Genomic DNA, 17,855 nt, shown 5'->3' with positions numbered 1-17,855 from the left:
CATTCTCGCGGAGCGTTTATCTTAGTCGGAGATTGCACTCCCACTAAGACAAATTTGTTGCTCGCCACTTATAGAAGAGGGAGTCTTCTCCGACTAAGATAAATCATCTAATGTGAAGTATAACGAATCCTGTTTTTACTGTCAATACATCTTTCCAAACTGTGCATACCCGCAAAAAGCGGAACCTCTTCTGCCCGGATCGCATAAACTATAGAAAAAACACTTTTCGAAAGCATCTGCTATCTTGTGCACATCGATCGGTTCGTTCTATTTCAAAGGAAGGTGTGGGGATTTTATGCGAATCTGTGAACTGCGGCAGAAAGAAGTGATCAACACCTGTACCTGCCGTTCTCTTGGCTGTGTATGCGATGTGGATATCGATATCTGTACCGGATTTGTGAAAGCAATCATTGTTCCCGGTCCGGCAAAGATCTGCTGTTTTCTCGGCCGCGATACCGAATACATCATTCCCTGGGAATGTATCTGCCAGATCGGTGCCGATATCATCCTGGTCGAGATTGAAGAAGAAAAATGCAGGAAGAAATGCGAATGATTTCCTCCTGCACATCTGTCCTCTTCCGCTTTGCTTTAAGATACAGCAACCTGCAACCTGATTATTTGCCAAGGTACACATCTGCTTCTCTTGTACCAAAAGCCGCTGCCGCCTCGTGATCTACCATATAAATATCAATATGCCCATACGGTGTGCCGCGGTCTTCTACCGTATAAACCACATCATCTACGATCAACTTTGTCCCAAACGGAACACCGTACATGGCAACCGTCTGTCCCTGAACCGGAACGGTACCGCTTGCTGTGATGCCATTCGCAAACTCACCGCAACAGATCTGGCATGCACAGTATGCTGTCAGCTTAAATTTACCCAGATACTTTACCTTTTCCGAATGTGCTTTCTGTGTGGAAGTGAACGTATAATAAAGGGCTCTGTTCTCCTCCGGTCTGATCTCTTCCGTTGCCAGAGTCATATTTTTGCGTTTTGTCGCCTTTACGATGGCATCTGCCTCTTTACCGGTCAGAAGCAGCTCGCTTTTTACAAATCCACGCACATCACCAGACTCCACATAGCACCATTCCTGACCCTGATCTGCAAGAATATAACAAAGTCCGCCCTGCGGGATCACACCAACCACGCGTGCGTCGGTTGACTTCTCTTCCCGCACATTCAGCTCATTCTCCTTTGCGACCGCATTGACACGTTTTACAACAGTCTCCTGAATGGTCTTTTTCACGCTGGCATAAGCCGGATTCTCCTTCGGATCGATTTTTGCTTTCGCAAGTGTCATAAAACCTTCTTTTTTGAGTGCCACTTTGACTCTTACGACCTCACCGGTCAGAACGTTTTTATTTTTTACATAACCACGAACATTCCCGGACTCAACATAAGACCAGTTTTTTCCTTTCCAGAGTATGTAACAGAGTCCGCCCTTTGCAAGGGTTCCGGCAACGTCTGCATGGCTGTTTTTCGCTGTATAGATCTTAAGATCCGCTTTTGCGAGAGCGTATTCCTTTGCTACTGTCTCAAAACGGAACGACTTTTCCAGTTCTTCCGGATCGATCACCAGCTTTTCAAAACGTTCATCGAACTTCTGCTCCGACATGGCATCCTTCTCACTCTTGGAAGAATCCTTTTTGTCTTTCGCCTTTTCTTTCTCCTTTTCACGCTGTGCTGCCTTTTCATCCAGGTCCTGATCTTTCTCTTTTGTATCCTCCGGATCTGTCTCATCTGGCTCAGACTGCTGCGTTTCGGTCTGTATCTCTTCGGACTCCTGTGTCTCTTCCGCCTTTGTATCTGCCGTCGTCTCACTCTCGGCTTCCGTAGCTCTGGTCTCCGGCTGCGGCGGTTCACTCTCCGTGCTCTCCGTGTTCTCTGTATCTTGTACAGAATCTGTTGTATTTTCAGAATCCTGCATCGTCTCCTGTGCGGTGTCCGCTCCCTTATCCGAGGCATCTACGCCGACCGGAAATGTCACTGCAAGGGACATCCCGAGAAGCAATGCAAGCATGCTCTTTCTGTTATTTAACATCGGTACTCCTTTTCTCCCCATAGTTTTTTCATTATAGCACTTTTACCTGCAAATTGCAAATCTGGGTGCTGCAGCGAGATTCTGCTTTCCATCTGCTGCTATCTCCGGTGGATTGCAGCGATATTCTTCCTTCAGCGATTATCATGTCAAGGTCTGATATTTTTTATATTTTCTGCGAAATCGCATATTTCTATTCGAAACGGAGAATTCTTTTATCAGGAATATAAATCAGGAGGATTTCGAATATGGCACTTAATAAAGTTGAGATATGTGGTGTGAACACAGCGAAGCTTCCTATGCTTACGCAAGAAGAAAAAGATGCTCTTTTTATTAAAATCAAAGCGGGCGATCAGGCAGCAAGAGAAACCTTTATCAAAGGAAACCTGCGTCTTGTGCTCAGCGTGATCAAACGTTTCGGTGCAAGCAATGAAAATGCAGATGATTTATTTCAGATCGGCTGTATCGGTCTGATCAAATCCATAGATAATTTTGATCCTTCTCTCATGGTAAAATTCTCCACCTATGCGGTACCGATGATCGTTGGGGAGATCCGAAGATACCTGCGGGACAACAGTGCCATGCGTGTCAGCCGTTCGCTTCGGGATACCGCCTACAAAGCGATCTATGCCCGGGAGGGGTATATGAAAAAGAATCTGCGAGAACCGACGATCAACGAGATCGCCTCAGAAATCGGAATTGCAAAAGAAGAAATCGTCTACGCCATGGATGCCATCCAGACGCCGGTCAGCTTATTTGACCCGGTCTATACCGAAGGCGGAGATTCTCTCTACGTGATGGATCAGATCAGTGATAAAAAGAATAAAGAAGAAAACTGGGTTGAATCAATCTCTCTTAGGGAAGCCGTAGAACGGCTTGGTGAGCGGGAACGCCATATCATTAAGCTTCGCTTCTATGAAGGCAAAACCCAGATGGAAGTGGCAAATGAAGTCGGCATCTCCCAGGCACAGGTCAGCCGCCTGGAGAAAGGGGCGTTGAAGGCGATGCGGAATTATTTACGATAGGAAATCGAAGAATTTTTGAATGTGCAAATGAACGAATTCCCCGAAGGGCACGTAAAAGTGCCTTCCCTGGAATTGTTCATTTTGCATATTATCAAAAGTTCTTGGCTTGCCAGATGTCTCCGAAGCGAAAATCTGATGGCAACGAAAGAAACTGAACGCTAAACAGAATAGCCGTATCACTGCAAAACTGATCGATCTGACGGCAGCAAGGCTTCCGTCAGATGATCTTTTTGCAGCGTACGGCGTCCTGTTTACGTATAATCAATTTCTTTATTTCTGCTCTTCAACCTCTACTTTACGGTTTTCGCGGTTTTTGATCTCTTCTGTGATCGCTGCGATAAAGTCATCCAGGCTCTTTGCACCTTCATCTCCTGCGAAACGGCTTCTGACAGAAACGGTATTTTCTTCTTCCTCTTTTGCCCCTACTACCAGCATATAAGGAATCTTCTGAAGTCTTGCTTCACGGATCTTATATCCGATCTTTTCTGCTCTGGTGTCGATCTCAGTACGGATATTTGCTGCTTCCAGTGCTGCTTTTACTTTCTCACCGTATTCCATGTATTTATCGGAGATCGGCAGTACTTTTACTTGTACCGGGGATAACCAGGTCGGGAATGCACCTGCAAAATGCTCAATCAGGATTCCGATAAAACGTTCGATGGAACCGAATGCTACACGATGGATCATGATCGGACGATGTTTCTCGCCGTCTGCACCAATGTATTCGCAGTTGAATCGCAGCGGCAGCTGGAAGTCAAGCTGGATCGTACCGCACTGCCAGGTTCTTCCGATGGAGTCTTCCAGATGGAAGTCGATCTTCGGTCCGTAGAATGCTCCGTCTCCTTCATTTACTACATACGGCAGTCCCAGATCATCCAGTGCACCTCTCAGTGCTTCCGTAGCCATCTCCCAGTCTTCGTCACTTCCCATGGAATCTTCCGGACGGGTGGACAGTTCTACATGATATTTAAATCCAAACAGCTGATATACTTCATCGATCAGTCTTGCTACACCTTTGATCTCGTCACGGATCTGCTCCGGCATCATAAAGATATGAGCATCGTCCTGTGTGAAGCAGCGTACACGCATCAGTCCGTGCAGCTGACCGGATTTCTCATGACGGTGAACCAGTCCAAGCTCTCCCATACGCAGCGGCAGATCACGGTAAGAACGCGGTTCTGACTGGTATACCAGGATTCCGCCAGGGCAGTTCATCGGTTTGATCGCGAAATCCGTGTCATCGATAACGGTTGTGTACATATTTTCCTTATAATGATCCCAGTGACCGGATGTCTCCCACAGATGGCGGCTAAGCATGATCGGAGTGGAAATTTCCACATAACCGTTCTTTCTGTGGATCTCTCTCCAGTAATCCAGCAGTGTATTTTTCAGAACCATTCCTTTTGGCAGGAAGAATGGGAATCCAGGACCTTCTTCACGCATCATAAACAGTCCAAGCTCTTTGCCCAGTTTTCTGTGGTCACGTTTCTTTGCTTCTTCCATACGGTTCAGATATTCTTCCAGATCTGCTTTCTTTGTGAAAGAAGTACCGTAAATTCTGGTCAGCATCTTGTTTTTCTCACTGCCTCTCCAGTATGCACCTGCAAGACTGGTCAGTTTAAATGCTTTTATCGGTTTGGTGCTCATCAGATGAGGTCCTGCACAGAGGTCTACGAACTCACCCTGCTGATAGAAGCTGATTTCGGCATCTTCCGGAAGGTCTTCGATCAGTTCTACTTTATATGGTTCTTCTTTTTCTTTGAAATATGCGATTGCTTCTTCTCTGGACTTTGTGAAACGTGTGATCGGCAGAGCTTCTTTTACAATCTTTTTCATTTCTGCTTCGATCTTCACCAGATCTTCTGCTGTCAGCGGTGTTTCACTGTCCACATCATAGTAGAATCCGTCTGCCACGGAAGGTCCGATTGCAAGCTTTACACCCGGGTACAGTCTCTTGATCGCCTGTGCCATGATGTGAGAAGTGGTGTGATGGAATGCCCATGCACCGCCTTCGCTTTCAAAAGTCAGAATGTTTAAATTGCAGTCTTTGTCTACAACGGTACGCAGATCGACTAATTCTCCGTCTACTTCACCGGCACATGCCACTCTTGCCAGACCTTCGCTGATATCTTTTGCGATATCCAGTACACTCATTGCCTGATCATATTCTTTTGTTGATCCGTCTTTTAATGTAATAATCATCGTTTTATCTTCCTTTCTTTTACTCAAAACGAAAGCCCCCTGCAATGCACATCTGCAATGCAAGGGGCGAGTTTTCTTACCCGCGGTTCCACCCTGTTTGTCTCGTCTGTCTCTTTGCCGTAAAATGCTTCAGGCAGACTGTAAAACCACTTATTTGACGATAACGGAGTCACCGGACCGAATTGGGGCCACTCAGAGGTAGTTTTCAGATGTTTCCCGCTGAAGTGTTCACACCATACGCACTTCTCTCTGAAGCTTTCCGCATCCTACTCGTCTCTTCGACGTGTTCTGATATTCTATCGGTATCTTACCAACCTTACCGACATTTGTCAAGCTGTCTTAAAACTATTTTCAAGTCATCTGTTTTTCAGGTTCCATATTTTCAATATTTCTGAGATTGAATCCCTAACTGAAAAGTGTTACAATAAACAGCAAATGAAATTCCACAAAACAGAGAGGTTCATGCATATGAATGATTTTATTCTCAGTTGCTGCTCTACAGCAGATCTTACAGAAGAACATTTTAACAGCCGTAATATTTCTTATATATGTTTTCATTACGAACTGAACGGCAAAGAATATGAAGATGATCTTGGAAAATCCGTACCGTTTGATCAGTTCTATCTTGCCCTGCAAAACGGTGCTTCCGCAAAGACTTCGCAGGTAAATGCCGATGAATTTGAACATTATTTTGAGTCTTTTCTGAAAGAGGGCAAAGATATTTTGCATGTAACGCTCTCATCCGGCATTTCCGGCGTTATCAATTCCGCCATGATTGCAAAGGAGACATTGGAAGAACGCTACCCGGAGCGTAAGATTTATATTGTAGATTCTCTCGGAGCTTCTTCCGGATATGGTCTGTTTATGAATCGTCTCGCAGATCTTCGCGATAACGGGTACACACTTGAACAGTTGTACGACTGGGCAATGCAGCATCGCCTGAATCTGCATCACTGGTTTTTTTCTACGGATCTTACCTTTTACATCAAAGGTGGACGTATTTCCAAGACAGCCGGTACCATCGGTGGTCTGCTCGGCATCTGCCCACTTTTGAACATGAATGACGAAGGGAAGCTGATTCCACGCCAGAAGATCCGCACAAAAAAGAAAGTTATCCGTGCGATTGTTGACAAAATGGAAGAATTTGCGGATAATGGTTTGGAATACAATGGAAAATGTTATATTTCGCAGTCTGCCTGTATGGACAATGCCAGAGCTGTTGCAGATCTCGTGGAGGCACGTTTTCCAAATTTAAATGGAAAAGTAGAAATTCATTCTATCGGCACTGCGATTGGAAGTCACACCGGTCCTGGAACAGTAGCTCTGTTTTTCTGGGGCAGCACGCGGACACATTGAGCAGCCGATATAAGCCGGAATCGTTCCGGCACCCTAATAGATAAAAACAAGGAGGATCATACCTATGAAAACAGCCGTTATGACGGACACCAACAGTGGTATCACAAAACAGGAGGCCGATGTCCTTGGCATTTTTCTGATGCAGATGCCGGTGATCATCGACGGAGAAACACACTACGAAGGGCTTGACCTTACCCACGATTCTTTTTTTGCTGCACTGACCGGCAATCAGAACGTATCTACTTCACAGCCATCCCCCGGCGATGTCATGGATATGTGGGATGAGATCTTAAACTCCGGTTACGATGAAATTATCTATATTCCCATGTCCAGTGGGCTGAGTGCTTCCTGCGAAGCTGCTATGGGACTTGCTCTGGATTATGACGGCAAAGTTCAGGTAGCCAATAACCACCGCATCTCTGTTACCATGCGGATTTCCGTAATGGAAGCCAAACATTACGCAGATCTTGGAGCTTCGGCTGCAAAGATCAAGGAACTTCTGGAAACAAATGCTTTCAACTCCAGCATTTACATTGCCGTCGATACACTGGAATTTCTCAAAAGAGGCGGCCGGGTGACTGCTGCCGGTGCTGCCCTTGGTTCTGTCCTCAACATCAAACCGGTTCTGACGATCCAGGGCGAACGTCTGGATGCATTTGCAAAAGTGCGTGGCATGAAAAAGGCCAAACTTCGCATGATCGAGGCTCTGAAAAATGATTTTGAAACCCGTTTCCAGGGTATCCCGAAAGAACGTCTGCGTCTCGGTGCTGCAGGTGCCGGTCTTAGTGCAGAGCAGGAAAAAGAATGGACAGATATGCTTTCTGCGTCCTTCCCTGAAATGGATGTCTACTATGATTCGCTTTCTTTCAGCATTTCCTGCCACATCGGACCTGGTGGTTACGGTGTCGGTATCAGCGTGATCGGAGAATATGATCTGTAAACTTGATCTGATATCAAATTCTTGATTTTTCAGGATCATAAAAAAGAGCATTTCCAACGAAAACCACCCTTTGTGGATTCGATGAAAATGCTCTTTTTATGTACCATTCTGCTGTTTGCTGCCTTTTCAGAAGATACTCTTTCTTGTGATGATATCCTTTACTTTTGTGCAAGGTCGCAGATCAAATCGACGCAGGTATCAATGCCAAGTGTTGAAGTGCTCAGGCAGAGATCATAATAATCTGCCACACCAAATTCGGTATTGGTATAGTAAGAACAATACTTCTTCCGCGTCTTGTCAATGGAACGGATCTCATCGCTGATCTTTGCCTCCGTTGCATCCGGCATTTTGTCTTTCATACGCATCATACGCCAGTATGGTGATGCATGGACAAAAATATGCAGACCGCCGTCAAATTCTTTAAGGATTGTATTGGCATTTCTGCCGACAATCACACAGTTGCCTTTCTCGCCGATTTCGCGGATCACCTTTGTCTGTGCTTCAAACAGGGTCTCGTTAAGCGGCTTGTTGTAAAAGTTAAACAGGCTCTGGGCAAATCCGAAATTGGCCGGAACTTTCTCGTCCCAGCGACGCATACTCTCCACATCTACCTTGGATGTGTCGGCACTTCTCAGGATCAGCTCTTTATCATAATAATGATATCCAAGACGCTCTGCCACTTTTCGACCGATTTCGCCGCCGCCGGCACCAAATTCGCGGCTGATCGTAATAATTTTTTTCATATTGTTCCTCCTTCCAGATCATTATATTATCTGCATTTTTATGCATAAACATTCAAGAATGCTACTTACAGAACTTTATTCAGGAAATCAATGGTACGTGCTTCTTTTGGATTGCGGATTACTTCCTCCGGCGTGCCCTGTTCTACGATGTAGCCTCCGTCCATGAACACAACACGGTCTGCCACTTCTCTTGCAAAACCGATCTCGTGTGTGACGATGACCATAGTCATGCCATCGGCTGCCAGTTCTTTCATAACATTCAGAACTTCTCCTACCATCTCCGGGTCCAGTGCAGAGGTCGGCTCGTCAAACAGCATGATATCCGGGCTCATCGCCAGTGCTCTTGCGATCGCAACACGCTGTTTCTGTCCGCCGGAGAGCATATTCGGATAAACATCTGCCTTGTCAAACATGCCAACACGCTTTAACAGCTGAAGTCCTTTTTCCTTTGCCTGCTCTTTTGTCATTTTTTTCAGTTCTACCGGAGCCAGCATGATATTTTCCAGAACGGTCTTGTGCGGGAACAGGTTAAAATGCTGGAATACCATCCCGATGTTCTCACGCACTTTGTTGATGTCGGTGTGCTTGTCTGTGATATTGTTTCCATCCACAATGATCTCGCCTTCGGTCGCAATTTCCAGCTGATTCAGGCATCGAAGAAAGGTAGATTTACCGCTTCCGGAAGGTCCGAGCAGTACGACCACTTCACCTTCATGGATATCCATGCTGATATCTTTCAATACTTCCAGTTTTCCAAAGCTTTTCTTTAAATTGGAAACATGTACTTTTACTGTCTTATCTGCCACGGTCGATCCTCCTCTCGATTCTCTTCGCAAGCTTACTCAAAGCTACGATAACGATCATGTACATGATACCGACAATCGCCCAGGTCTGAAGACTCTTGAACGTATTTCCGGCGATCGTCTTACCCATGTTGGTAAGTTCCGGGAATCCGATAACGGACAGGATCGAGGTATCTTTCAGTGTGATGATGAACTGGTTGATGATGGACGGAACCATCGTACGGATCGCCTGTGGCAGGATAACCAGCCGCATACTTTTTGCATAGGAAAGTCCGAGGCTTCGACTCGCCTCCATCTGTCCTTTGTCCACACTCTGAATACCTGCACGGATGATCTCCGCCATATAGGCACCGCAGTTCATCGCAAGAGCGATCGTACCTGCCTGAAGTGCACTGAGCCTGAAATCGGTCGCCCCCATCATTTTCATGCCGGACGGCACACCGAAGTAAATAAAATATGCCAGAACAATCAGCGGAACACCTCGCACCGCATCAACATAAATGGTACCGATACAGTTCAGTACACGGTTTCTTCCTACATTCATCAATGCAAAGATCATACCGATGATCATGGCAAAAAGCAATGACAGCAGTGTAAGAAGCAAAGTCTTTCCGAGTGCTCCAAGAAGCATGGAACTGTAAGACTGTAAAATTGCAATCATGTTCTTTCTCCTTCCTTTGTATTTTTATAAGATTGAGATTCAAAATACCTTAAAACACTGCTGTGCATTTTCCGGCTTTTGATTCTGCTGTTATTTATTGTATCATAACATCTATTGCCTGGTCAAAAGGTATTTTGTGATAGCGTAAGAAGCACGGAATCCAAAACCGGTCCCGTGCTTCCATGCATAGGGTATCCTCTAAGAGTTGCCCTTTTTATTCTTCTGATTATTCGCCCAGATATTTTGCGATGATCTCATCGTAAGTACCGTTTGCTTTGATGTCTTCCAGTCCTTTGTTGAACATATCCAGCAGTTCCTGGTTTTTCTCGTCCATGATTGCCAGTCCGTAAGGTGCACCGTCGCTCTCCATACCTTCCGGAATCTTCAGTGCCAGATTACCTTCTTTGATAGAAGCTGCCATGATCGGTGTGTCTTCTACGCATGCTGCACTGTTGCCAAGGATAACATCCTGATACATCGTCGGTGAATCTTCAAATACCGTAACAGTAAATCCATACTCATCTTTCAGGCTGTTTGCAAAGTCAGCACCTGCAGTACCGTTCTTTACTGCCACATTTTTGCCTTTCAGATCTTCGTAGCTTGCGATGTCGCTGTCTTCAGATACTACGAAAGTCTGTGTTGCGTTATAATATCCATCAGAAAAGATCCATCCGGAATCGATACGTTCCTGTTTGATCGTTGCTCCTGCGATCAGAGCATCTGCCTGTCCTGCCTGAACAGCTGCAACACCTGCATCCCATCCAAGGCTCTGCAGTTCATACTCAAATCCCTGATCTTCTGCGATCGCTGCCAGAAGGTCTACGTCGATTCCCACGAATTCGTTCTGATCATTGGTATACTCAAATGGTTTGAAAACCGTGTCGGTTGCAACAACCCATTTTTTGTCAGAAGTCTTTTCTGCTGCTTCTGAACCGCTGCCTTCTGTGGAAGCTGCTGTCTCTGTAGAAGCTGCTGTCTCTGTAGAAGCAGTTGTCTCTGCTGTTTTTGAGCCACATCCTGCCAGCATACCTGCTGTCATTACAGTACAAAGTAAGAATGCCATTGCTTTTTTCATTTCTAGTTCCTCCATATGATCAAAATGTTTTTAGAATAGCAAGAAGCGAAAAGCCGATTGCCTGTATCCCAAAGCCCCCTTGCCTTCCGCCACATTGCATATCATATAAAAAATGTTTGCAGCTGTCAAGAAAAAAGTATAAACTTTGTTACAGTTTTGTCAATTTCTCACAAAAATATCTTTGACCAGGCTCCGTTTCTATGCTATACTAAACTTACTTTTCTTATTGCGATAGGAAAGAACGTGAGGTGGAGCAACTTATGATAGTAAATGAATCAGCAGAAAATTACCTGGAAACCATATTAGTGCTCAGCAAGCAGCTTCCGGTGGTCCGTTCCGTGGATGTTGCCAATGAGCTTGGATTTAAAAAATCAAGTGTCAGCGTCGCTATGAAAAATCTCCGTGAGAAAAATCATATCACAGTGACAAAGGCCGGATTTATTTATCTGACCGATTCCGGCAGAGCAATCGCCGAAATGATCTACGAACGCCATCAGCTCATCTCCTCTTGTCTGATGAAACTGGGAGTTTCCGAAAAAACTGCCGTGGAAGATGCCTGCCGCATCGAGCACGTAATCAGCAAAGAGAGCTTTGACGCTTTGAAAAACCACATAAAAAAAATGCAAAAAGAACAGTGAAGAAATGAGACAAACCCGATTTTGGATTTGTCTCTTTCTTTTTATACCGTTCTCTTCTGTCTGCCTTTTCTTACTTCTCTTTCAGTGCACGCATGGAGTTCAGGATCGCAATGACAGAAACTCCGACATCTGCGAAAACAGCTTCCCACATATTGGCTGCGCCAAAAGCTCCGAGCAGCAATACGATTGCTTTTACGCCGAGTGCAAAAACGATGTTCTGTTTTACGATCGACAGTGTTTTTCTGGAAATCCTTACGATCGATGCGATCTTGCGGACATCATCATCCATCAGCACAACATCGGCTGCCTCGATTGCTGCATCCGATCCCATGCTTCCCATGGCAATGCCGATATCCGCTCTTGTCAGTACCGGAGCATCATTGATGCCGTCTCCGACAAATGCCAGTTTTTCTTTCTTCGGTTTTTCCCTCAGGAGGCGTTCTACCTGTGCCACCTTATCTGCCGGCAGCAGTTCTGCATGTACTTCATCAATACCAAGCTCTTTTGCCACTTCCATAGCCGCCTCTTTGCGGTCACCGGTCAGCATGACGCATTTTTTGACACCAACCTGTTTCATAGCACTTATGGCTTCTTTTGCACCGTCTTTTACTGTATCAGAAATCACCAGAGTTCCGGCAAATTTTCCGTCACATGCCACATAGACAACGGTTCCACCGCTCTGGCAAGGGGTGTAAGCGATACCTTCCTTTTTCATCAGTTTTTCATTTCCGATCAGCACTGCTTTGTTGTCAACCGTGATGGAAATACCATGTCCGGCGATCTCATTTGCATTTTCTGTACGCTTCATATCCGGAGTTTTGCCGTAAGATTCCCGGATCGAATTTGCGATCGGATGCGTAGAGTAACCTTCTCCCAAAGCCGCAATCTCCAGAAGTTCTGTCTCTGTCATGCCCTGCGGCTGGATCTGTGCAACCTTAAATTCGCCTTTTGTAAGTGTTCCGGTCTTATCAAATACGATCGTTGTCATCTCAGCAACGGCTTCCAGATAGTTGCTTCCTTTTACCAGCACACCAACATTGGATGCTGCTCCGATTCCGCCGAAGAATCCCATCGGAACCGAGATAACCAGTGCACATGGGCAGGAGATAACCAGGAAAATGCAGGCTCTCTGGATCCATTCTGCAAATCCGCCCCCAAGAACCAGTGGAGGAACCAGTGCCAGAACCACAGCTCCGATCGTGACAACCGGAGTATAATATTTTGCAAATTTTGTAATAAAGTTCTCTACTTTTGCTTTCTTGCTGCTTGCATTCTCTACCAGCTCCAGGATCTTCGCAACCGTAGAATCATCAAATTCTTTCGTAACTTTTACTTTCAGTGTACCGCTTCCGTTCACACATCCGCTGATGATCTCATCACCGGCCTTTGCACTTCTCGGAACCGACTCGCCGGTCAATGCTGCGGTATCAACAAGCGATTCTCCTTCGATCACCACGCCGTCCAGAGGGATACGCTCGCCCGGTTTGATTACGATGATATCGCCAACCTCCACGTCATCCGGATCGACCTGTGTCAGCACGCCGTTCTGCTCGATGTTGGCATATTCCGGACAGATATCCATCATCGCGGAGATGGACTGTCTGGATTTGCCGACCGCATAGCTCTGGAACAGTTCACCGACCTGATAGAACAACATAACGGCTACTGCTTCTGAAAACTCCTGTACGCCAAAGGCTCCGACGGTTGCAACCATCATCAGAAAGTTTTCATCGAAAACCTGTCCGTGGCTGATATTTCGAACTGCTTTGTACACGATATCATACCCGATGATCAGATACGGTACCAGATAAACCACAAACTGAATCCACACATTCACGTTCTCCAACATTCCTGTGTGCTCTGCGATCAGCAGGGCAACAAACAGGACAAATGCAGCAATAATGCGGCCCAGCATTTTTTTCTGTTTTTCCGTCATACCAAAATCCTCCGTTTTTGAAAGCAGCAGTCGGATATCGCTATCCACCCTGCTGCCCCCTTTTCTTTCACCTTATTTTCATATTGGGATCAAAATTGATGCCTGCGAATTGCTCCGTTGCAAAGTAACTCTCACAATGCTATTTCATCAGGATCTTGCAGTCCGGCTCTACCTTTGCACATACACGTACGACTTCTTCCATGATTGCATCGAATTTGTCATCTTCTGCATCAACGGTCATTTTCTGCATCATAAAGCTGACATTTGCATCGTTGACTCCCGGGATTTTTTTGATCGCATCTTCCATTTTTGCTGCACAGTTTGCACAATCCAGATCCTGTAATTTAAATTTTTTCTTCATGATAAAACACTCCTTTTATAATTTTTTCGTAACTGTTCTTTTATTTTTCTTCAATATGTTCGCGGCCCTGTGCGATGATCGTACGCACATGCCCGTCTGCCAGAGAATAAAAAACCGACTTTCCTTCCCTTCTGCTTTTGACCAACTTGGATTGCTTTAAAATCCGAAGCTGATGTGAGATCGCCGACTGTGTCATATGAAGCGTCTCTGCGAGATCACAGACACAAACTTCTGCTTCAAACAGCACAAACAGAATACGGATTCTCGTCGAATCTCCAAATACCTTAAATAATTCCGCAAGATCGTATAATTCCTCTTCCTCCGGCATACCGCTGTTCACAATATCCAGCCGATCCGGATGAATCTGGCAGTCCTCACAGCATTCCAGTTCTTCCGTTGCCAAGTTTCCACCCTCTTTCTGCAAACATTTGAACGATTGTTCATATGTTGATAGTACACCCACATACGGTATCTGTCAAGAGTATTTTTTTAAAAAAAGCAACAAAAAATCCACCAGTCTCAAATCCGAGTTCTGGTGGATTTCGTCAATATTATCGTTTCGCGATTGCCTTCACTTTACTGTATGTTCCGTATTTTTTCACTCCATTTACTTTCCGATATGCCCGCACACGCACATAATATTTCCGGTTCTTTTTCAGTTTTTTGAGGACAATGTTTGTTTTTCCGGTGCTCCGTTTCTTCGCCTCGCGGAATTTTTTATTGTCCGCATAGCTGATCTGATAACCATCTGCCTTTTTCACTTTCTTGAACATGATTTTCGCTTTGGTTGTACCGGTTCGCACTGCCTGAAGTTTTTTCGGTGCTGCCAGTTTTTTGACTTTTGGCGGATTTGGCTTTGAATCATGGTCTGAGTTCTGATTCGAATCTGGCACAGATGCCTTATAGTAAATAACAATCTCATCCTTGCCCGGATGTCCGCTCAGATTTTCAATTTGCAGCTTGTTTTTTGCATTTTCCTGATCGTATGTGTAAGTTACATCACCGATTTTAAAACTTTCTTCCGGCTGATGCAAATAAGACTCGCCAACAATCAGTCCATCTTTATCTTCCTGACGTACCAGTTTCCCAGTAGCGGAATCCATATAAGAAACACGAACCGCCGCAGAATCTCCCGGATTTTTCTTTGTAAAGTAGTATGCTTGAATGACATTGCCTGCTTTATAGACATCACTGCCTTTTTCGATTTTCTTGGCCGTGATAGATAAATGATTATTTGCATAATCTTTATCAAAATAGTAAACATTTCCATTGCTGGCAGTCAGTTTATTCGGTACAGCTGTGTAGTTAATTTTTGCCCCCGGACTTGTAAATCGTTGATCTGTTTTAAATGCTTTGCCAGTATCCGCATCTACAAACTCCAATACTACCTTTGTACTTTCTTCTGCATAATCCCCAGGACGCAATTTATACAAATGATGGTATGTCTTTAAGATATTATCATTCAGATTCGATGAAAGTTTTTCGATATATATTTTTTCATTCAGTTTCCAATCATAACTATAATAACATTCATATAATCGCCTTAATTCGCTCAAATCATTATCATTATCCTGTCCACTTACATGAATATCATCCAAGTAGAAATCATCGCCAACCGTAAGCCCCTCTATAAATTGCTTTTTACAGTATTCTGTATCAAATGGATCTAACTCTTTATATACTACTACAATTGCTTCCTCTGGTTTTATAGAGCCTTTTTTATAGTACAGCTTTACCTGATTTCGCATGGCATTTTCATTTGCACTGAAAACCCTCTCCCTGTTTTCTGTACTCTGACTGTCATAACGATAAGAAATACCCTGTTCATCTTTTATGATAAAATCAATATCATAATAAAAGCGATCTGATTTTTTCACTTCAAATGTCTCTTTCTTTATAACAACATCCGCGTCCTCATCCATAATAGTTACATCCACGCAGGTATGATCACTGTCTGACAGATGATATGCTTTGTAATATAGCTGGATCACATTTTCTTCCGAATTTTCAGAGAGATGTTCTATCTTCAACACATTTTTTGAATGTCCAAGATCAAACATATATGCAGTTCCAGAATCTCCGTCTATTCGTTCTTGTACCACTTCCTTTTTTTCAAGACCATACTTTTCTTCCCATCTCGGTGTGGCTTCATATGCTTTTCCCGCCTGCTTATCCGTGTTGCGTTTTTCTTCTTTAAAAATTTCTCCGGTATCCTCATCAATATACTGATAAGAAACTGTAATTTTCTGAGCCTCCTCGGCCAGTGCTGATACCGGATGGAGATATAAAATCGCCATTAAAAATCCCAACAAAATCAATAAATATTTTTTCATCACGATGCCTCCTTTGTTTTTTGCAGATCTCCATATTCTGCCTGTCACGTTGCTTGTAATTTCACGATATCATACTACGCCTGTGTAGTCAATAATTATTCGATTTTTTATCAGAATTATTTTATATAGTCATTATAAATATTTTTAATATTTTGTTTTTCAAGAATATTCAATACTATTTTTCCTTATTTTCAGATAGCTCAAGACATATAACAGACATTCCATCATAGTACCAGGACAACAACCACACATAAGATCTGAAACCTGATTCTGGTCAGTTTGACCATGCCCCTGCCATTATGATAAAATAAATCAGATAAATCGTAACTGTGAAGATATGGAACCGTTACGAGAAATCGTGGAATCCTCATCACGAACCTTCTGCAATTCTGTATGAGGGAGGAATCTACTGTTGTAAACTTCATCTTTATGGCTTTCGTCCTGTTCTGCCTGTTAAAGGCGATCAACAAGCTGACTTCGATCAGTCATAAAGCGGAAGAGCCAAAAGCTCCGACCACAAAAAAATGCCCCTTCTGTAAAACAGAGATCGACATTGAGGCAACACGCTGTCCTCACTGCACTTCTGTCTTAGAAGAGGCTAAAAAAGACTGATTATTTATGATATGGTTCGTGATGGATGATTCGGAAACCGCGATAAATCTGTTCCAGAAGGATCACACGCATCAGTTGGTGGGGAAATGTCATTTTCGAAAAACTGATGCGTTCGTCTGCCTGGCGAAGGAGACTGTCCGACATGCCAAGTGATCCGCCGATCAGAAAGCAGATATGGCTCTCCCCACGGATACCAAGACCCTGGATCTTTTCGGCAAAATTTTCGGATGTCATCTGCTTTCCGTCGATCGCCAGAGCGATCGTATAGGCACTGTCTTTTAACACTTTCCGGACACGCTCTGCTTCTTTTTCTTTGATCTGTTCTTCGATGGCCGCACTTGCACCGTCCGGTGTCTTTTCATCCGCCACTTCCAGAATTTCCAGTTTGCAGTATCTGCTTAAACGTTTCTGGTATTCTGCGATGGCATCTGTAAAATATTTTTCTTTTATTTTTCCGACTGTGATCAGTGTTATTCTCATATATACCGTTACTGAAAACTTATAAAAAGTTATAAACCTTTATGTTTCATTCCTACTTCAATGAGTATGCTTTTGTACTGTCGAAACAGATACTACTCACAAGTTCTTGTACTCTCCATAGGCGTAAATTCCGAATTAACGTATCCGTACATATTTGCATTAACGTTTAATTGTTAGCTTGCAAATTTTTCTCCATAAGCTTTTAGGTTTAGTGATGCTTGAAAATCTCTATTTATAACATTTCCACATTCACATTTATAAATTCTGTCAGATAATTTCAAATCCTTTTTTATATTTCCACAACAACTGCAAAGTTTTGACGATGGATAAAATCTATCAGCTACAATGAGCTGAATACCATTGTTATTACATTTGTACTCAAGCTGTTTTCTGAATTCAAAGAATCCCTGCTTCTGAACCGCTTTGGATAAATGTCTATTCTTCATCATTCCACTAACGTTTAAATCTTCAATACAAATAAATCTTGGTTTTCGATTTACGATTTCAGATGTGGTCTGATTTAAATAGTTTTTACGAATATTTGTTAATCTATGATTCACTTTAAGCAAACGTTTTTCGTTTTTGATTACATTTTTAGTTTTACAGTAACTTACTCCTTTCTTATTTTTCTCATACTTTCGAGAAACT

The 17,855-nt window shown here is 43.8% G+C and carries 18 protein-coding genes; 6 read left to right on the top strand and 12 right to left on the bottom strand.

Annotation, left to right across the window (positions count from 1 at the left end; genetic code table 11):
* Positions 1 to 295 precede the first annotated feature (295 nt).
* Complete coding sequence (locus LKD42_RS13480) at positions 296 to 553, top strand: PRC-barrel domain-containing protein (RefSeq protein WP_022119297.1); 258 nt, start codon at positions 296 to 298, stop codon at positions 551 to 553.
* A 61-nt stretch (positions 554 to 614) separates the two neighbouring features.
* Here LKD42_RS13480 and LKD42_RS13475 read toward each other — a convergent pair whose 3' ends face one another.
* Positions 615 to 2,045, bottom strand: coding sequence for an SH3 domain-containing protein (locus LKD42_RS13475; RefSeq protein WP_248836003.1), 1,431 nt, complete (start codon positions 2,043 to 2,045; stop codon positions 615 to 617).
* A gap of 245 nt (positions 2,046 to 2,290) precedes the next feature.
* Here LKD42_RS13475 and sigG point away from each other — a divergent pair, with 245 nt between their 5' ends.
* Entirely contained in the window at positions 2,291 to 3,067 is a 777-nt protein-coding gene (sigG, locus tag LKD42_RS13470) for an RNA polymerase sporulation sigma factor SigG (RefSeq protein WP_022119295.1), read from the top strand.
* A 270-nt stretch (positions 3,068 to 3,337) separates the two neighbouring features.
* Here the strand turns inward: sigG and thrS are convergent, their stop codons facing one another.
* A complete protein-coding gene (thrS, locus tag LKD42_RS13465) occupies positions 3,338 to 5,269 on the bottom strand; it encodes a threonine--tRNA ligase (RefSeq protein WP_147631261.1) in 1,932 nt (643 codons plus the stop codon).
* 468 nt (positions 5,270 to 5,737) lie between these two features.
* Here thrS and LKD42_RS13460 point away from each other — a divergent pair, with 468 nt between their 5' ends.
* Together LKD42_RS13460 and LKD42_RS13455 are read left to right on the top strand one after the other, a co-directional pair.
* Positions 5,738 to 6,625, top strand: coding sequence for a DegV family protein (locus LKD42_RS13460; protein WP_022119293.1), 888 nt, complete (start codon positions 5,738 to 5,740; stop codon positions 6,623 to 6,625).
* Positions 6,626 to 6,689: 64 nt separating this feature from the next.
* Positions 6,690 to 7,565: a DegV family protein gene (locus tag LKD42_RS13455; RefSeq protein WP_248836002.1), complete on the top strand. Its 876-nt coding sequence runs from the start codon at positions 6,690 to 6,692 to the stop codon at positions 7,563 to 7,565.
* 158 nt (positions 7,566 to 7,723) lie between these two features.
* On the opposite strand, the gene LKD42_RS13450 is transcribed toward LKD42_RS13455, so the two are convergent.
* The 4 genes from LKD42_RS13450 to LKD42_RS13435 form a co-directional block, all read right to left on the bottom strand.
* On the bottom strand, positions 7,724 to 8,308 hold the full coding sequence (locus LKD42_RS13450) for a cytidylate kinase-like family protein (RefSeq protein ID WP_022119291.1): 585 nt from the start codon (positions 8,306 to 8,308) through the stop codon (positions 7,724 to 7,726).
* A gap of 65 nt (positions 8,309 to 8,373) precedes the next feature.
* Positions 8,374 to 9,114, bottom strand: coding sequence for an amino acid ABC transporter ATP-binding protein (locus tag LKD42_RS13445; protein ID WP_147631260.1), 741 nt, complete (start codon positions 9,112 to 9,114; stop codon positions 8,374 to 8,376).
* Positions 9,104 to 9,772, bottom strand: a complete 669-nt coding sequence (locus LKD42_RS13440; protein WP_022119289.1) for an amino acid ABC transporter permease — start codon at positions 9,770 to 9,772, stop codon at positions 9,104 to 9,106. Before LKD42_RS13440 ends, LKD42_RS13445 begins: the two co-directional genes overlap by 11 nt.
* A 226-nt stretch (positions 9,773 to 9,998) precedes the next feature.
* Positions 9,999 to 10,847, bottom strand: a complete 849-nt coding sequence (locus LKD42_RS13435; RefSeq protein WP_022119288.1) for a transporter substrate-binding domain-containing protein — start codon at positions 10,845 to 10,847, stop codon at positions 9,999 to 10,001.
* A gap of 260 nt (positions 10,848 to 11,107) precedes the next feature.
* Between LKD42_RS13435 and LKD42_RS13430 the strand changes: the two genes are divergently transcribed.
* A complete protein-coding gene (locus tag LKD42_RS13430) occupies positions 11,108 to 11,485 on the top strand; it encodes a metal-dependent transcriptional regulator (protein ID WP_022119287.1) in 378 nt (125 codons plus the stop codon).
* A gap of 70 nt (positions 11,486 to 11,555) precedes the next feature.
* Here LKD42_RS13430 and LKD42_RS13425 read toward each other — a convergent pair whose 3' ends face one another.
* The 4 genes from LKD42_RS13425 to LKD42_RS13410 form a co-directional block, all read right to left on the bottom strand.
* Positions 11,556 to 13,421: a heavy metal translocating P-type ATPase gene (locus LKD42_RS13425; protein ID WP_248836004.1), complete on the bottom strand. Its 1,866-nt coding sequence runs from the start codon at positions 13,419 to 13,421 to the stop codon at positions 11,556 to 11,558.
* 139 nt (positions 13,422 to 13,560) lie between these two features.
* Positions 13,561 to 13,782, bottom strand: coding sequence for a cation transporter (locus LKD42_RS13420; protein ID WP_022119284.1), 222 nt, complete (start codon positions 13,780 to 13,782; stop codon positions 13,561 to 13,563).
* Between the two features lie 40 nt (positions 13,783 to 13,822).
* Positions 13,823 to 14,185 (bottom strand): ArsR/SmtB family transcription factor, encoded by a 363-nt coding sequence (locus LKD42_RS13415; RefSeq protein WP_022119283.1) that lies wholly within the window; start codon positions 14,183 to 14,185, stop codon positions 13,823 to 13,825.
* A gap of 148 nt (positions 14,186 to 14,333) precedes the next feature.
* Positions 14,334 to 16,115, bottom strand: coding sequence for a fibronectin type III domain-containing protein (locus LKD42_RS13410; RefSeq protein WP_248836001.1), 1,782 nt, complete (start codon positions 16,113 to 16,115; stop codon positions 14,334 to 14,336).
* A gap of 429 nt (positions 16,116 to 16,544) precedes the next feature.
* Between LKD42_RS13410 and LKD42_RS13405 the strand changes: the two genes are divergently transcribed.
* A complete protein-coding gene (locus LKD42_RS13405; RefSeq protein ID WP_331464908.1) occupies positions 16,545 to 16,727 on the top strand; it encodes a hypothetical protein in 183 nt (60 codons plus the stop codon).
* On the opposite strand, the gene rlmH is transcribed toward LKD42_RS13405, so the two are convergent.
* Complete coding sequence (gene rlmH, locus LKD42_RS13400; RefSeq protein WP_022119280.1) at positions 16,728 to 17,207, bottom strand: 23S rRNA (pseudouridine(1915)-N(3))-methyltransferase RlmH; 480 nt, start codon at positions 17,205 to 17,207, stop codon at positions 16,728 to 16,730.
* A gap of 173 nt (positions 17,208 to 17,380) precedes the next feature.
* Positions 17,381 to 17,855, bottom strand: a 475-nt coding sequence (locus LKD42_RS13395; RefSeq protein WP_248836000.1) for an RNA-guided endonuclease InsQ/TnpB family protein, incomplete at its 5' end; no start/stop codon positions are given.

It is taken from the genome of Hominisplanchenecus faecis (assembly GCF_020687205.1).
GTDB lineage: Bacteria > Bacillota > Clostridia > Lachnospirales > Lachnospiraceae > Hominisplanchenecus > Hominisplanchenecus faecis.
Note: the sequence above shows the minus strand (reverse complement) of the source record. Positions and strands in the feature narration are given on the sequence as shown.

Excerpts from the sequence above, each read along its gene's own strand:
- LKD42_RS13480 (WP_022119297.1), top strand. The coding sequence starts at position 296 with ATGCGAATCTGTGAACTGCGGCAGAAAGAAGTGATCAACACCTGTACC.
- LKD42_RS13475 (WP_248836003.1), bottom strand. The coding sequence starts at position 2,045 with ATGTTAAATAACAGAAAGAGCATGCTTGCATTGCTTCTCGGGATGTCC.
- sigG (WP_022119295.1), top strand. The coding sequence starts at position 2,291 with ATGGCACTTAATAAAGTTGAGATATGTGGTGTGAACACAGCGAAGCTT.
- thrS (WP_147631261.1), bottom strand. The coding sequence starts at position 5,269 with ATGATTATTACATTAAAAGACGGATCAACAAAAGAATATGATCAGGCA.
- LKD42_RS13460 (WP_022119293.1), top strand. The coding sequence starts at position 5,738 with ATGAATGATTTTATTCTCAGTTGCTGCTCTACAGCAGATCTTACAGAA.
- LKD42_RS13455 (WP_248836002.1), top strand. The coding sequence starts at position 6,690 with ATGAAAACAGCCGTTATGACGGACACCAACAGTGGTATCACAAAACAG.
- LKD42_RS13450 (WP_022119291.1), bottom strand. The coding sequence starts at position 8,308 with ATGAAAAAAATTATTACGATCAGCCGCGAATTTGGTGCCGGCGGCGGC.
- LKD42_RS13440 (WP_022119289.1), bottom strand. The coding sequence starts at position 9,772 with ATGATTGCAATTTTACAGTCTTACAGTTCCATGCTTCTTGGAGCACTC.
- LKD42_RS13435 (WP_022119288.1), bottom strand. The coding sequence starts at position 10,847 with ATGAAAAAAGCAATGGCATTCTTACTTTGTACTGTAATGACAGCAGGT.
- LKD42_RS13430 (WP_022119287.1), top strand. The coding sequence starts at position 11,108 with ATGATAGTAAATGAATCAGCAGAAAATTACCTGGAAACCATATTAGTG.
- LKD42_RS13425 (WP_248836004.1), bottom strand. The coding sequence starts at position 13,421 with ATGACGGAAAAACAGAAAAAAATGCTGGGCCGCATTATTGCTGCATTT.
- LKD42_RS13420 (WP_022119284.1), bottom strand. The coding sequence starts at position 13,782 with ATGAAGAAAAAATTTAAATTACAGGATCTGGATTGTGCAAACTGTGCA.
- LKD42_RS13410 (WP_248836001.1), bottom strand. The coding sequence starts at position 16,115 with ATGAAAAAATATTTATTGATTTTGTTGGGATTTTTAATGGCGATTTTA.
- LKD42_RS13405 (WP_331464908.1), top strand. The coding sequence starts at position 16,545 with ATGGCTTTCGTCCTGTTCTGCCTGTTAAAGGCGATCAACAAGCTGACT.
- rlmH (WP_022119280.1), bottom strand. The coding sequence starts at position 17,207 with ATGAGAATAACACTGATCACAGTCGGAAAAATAAAAGAAAAATATTTT.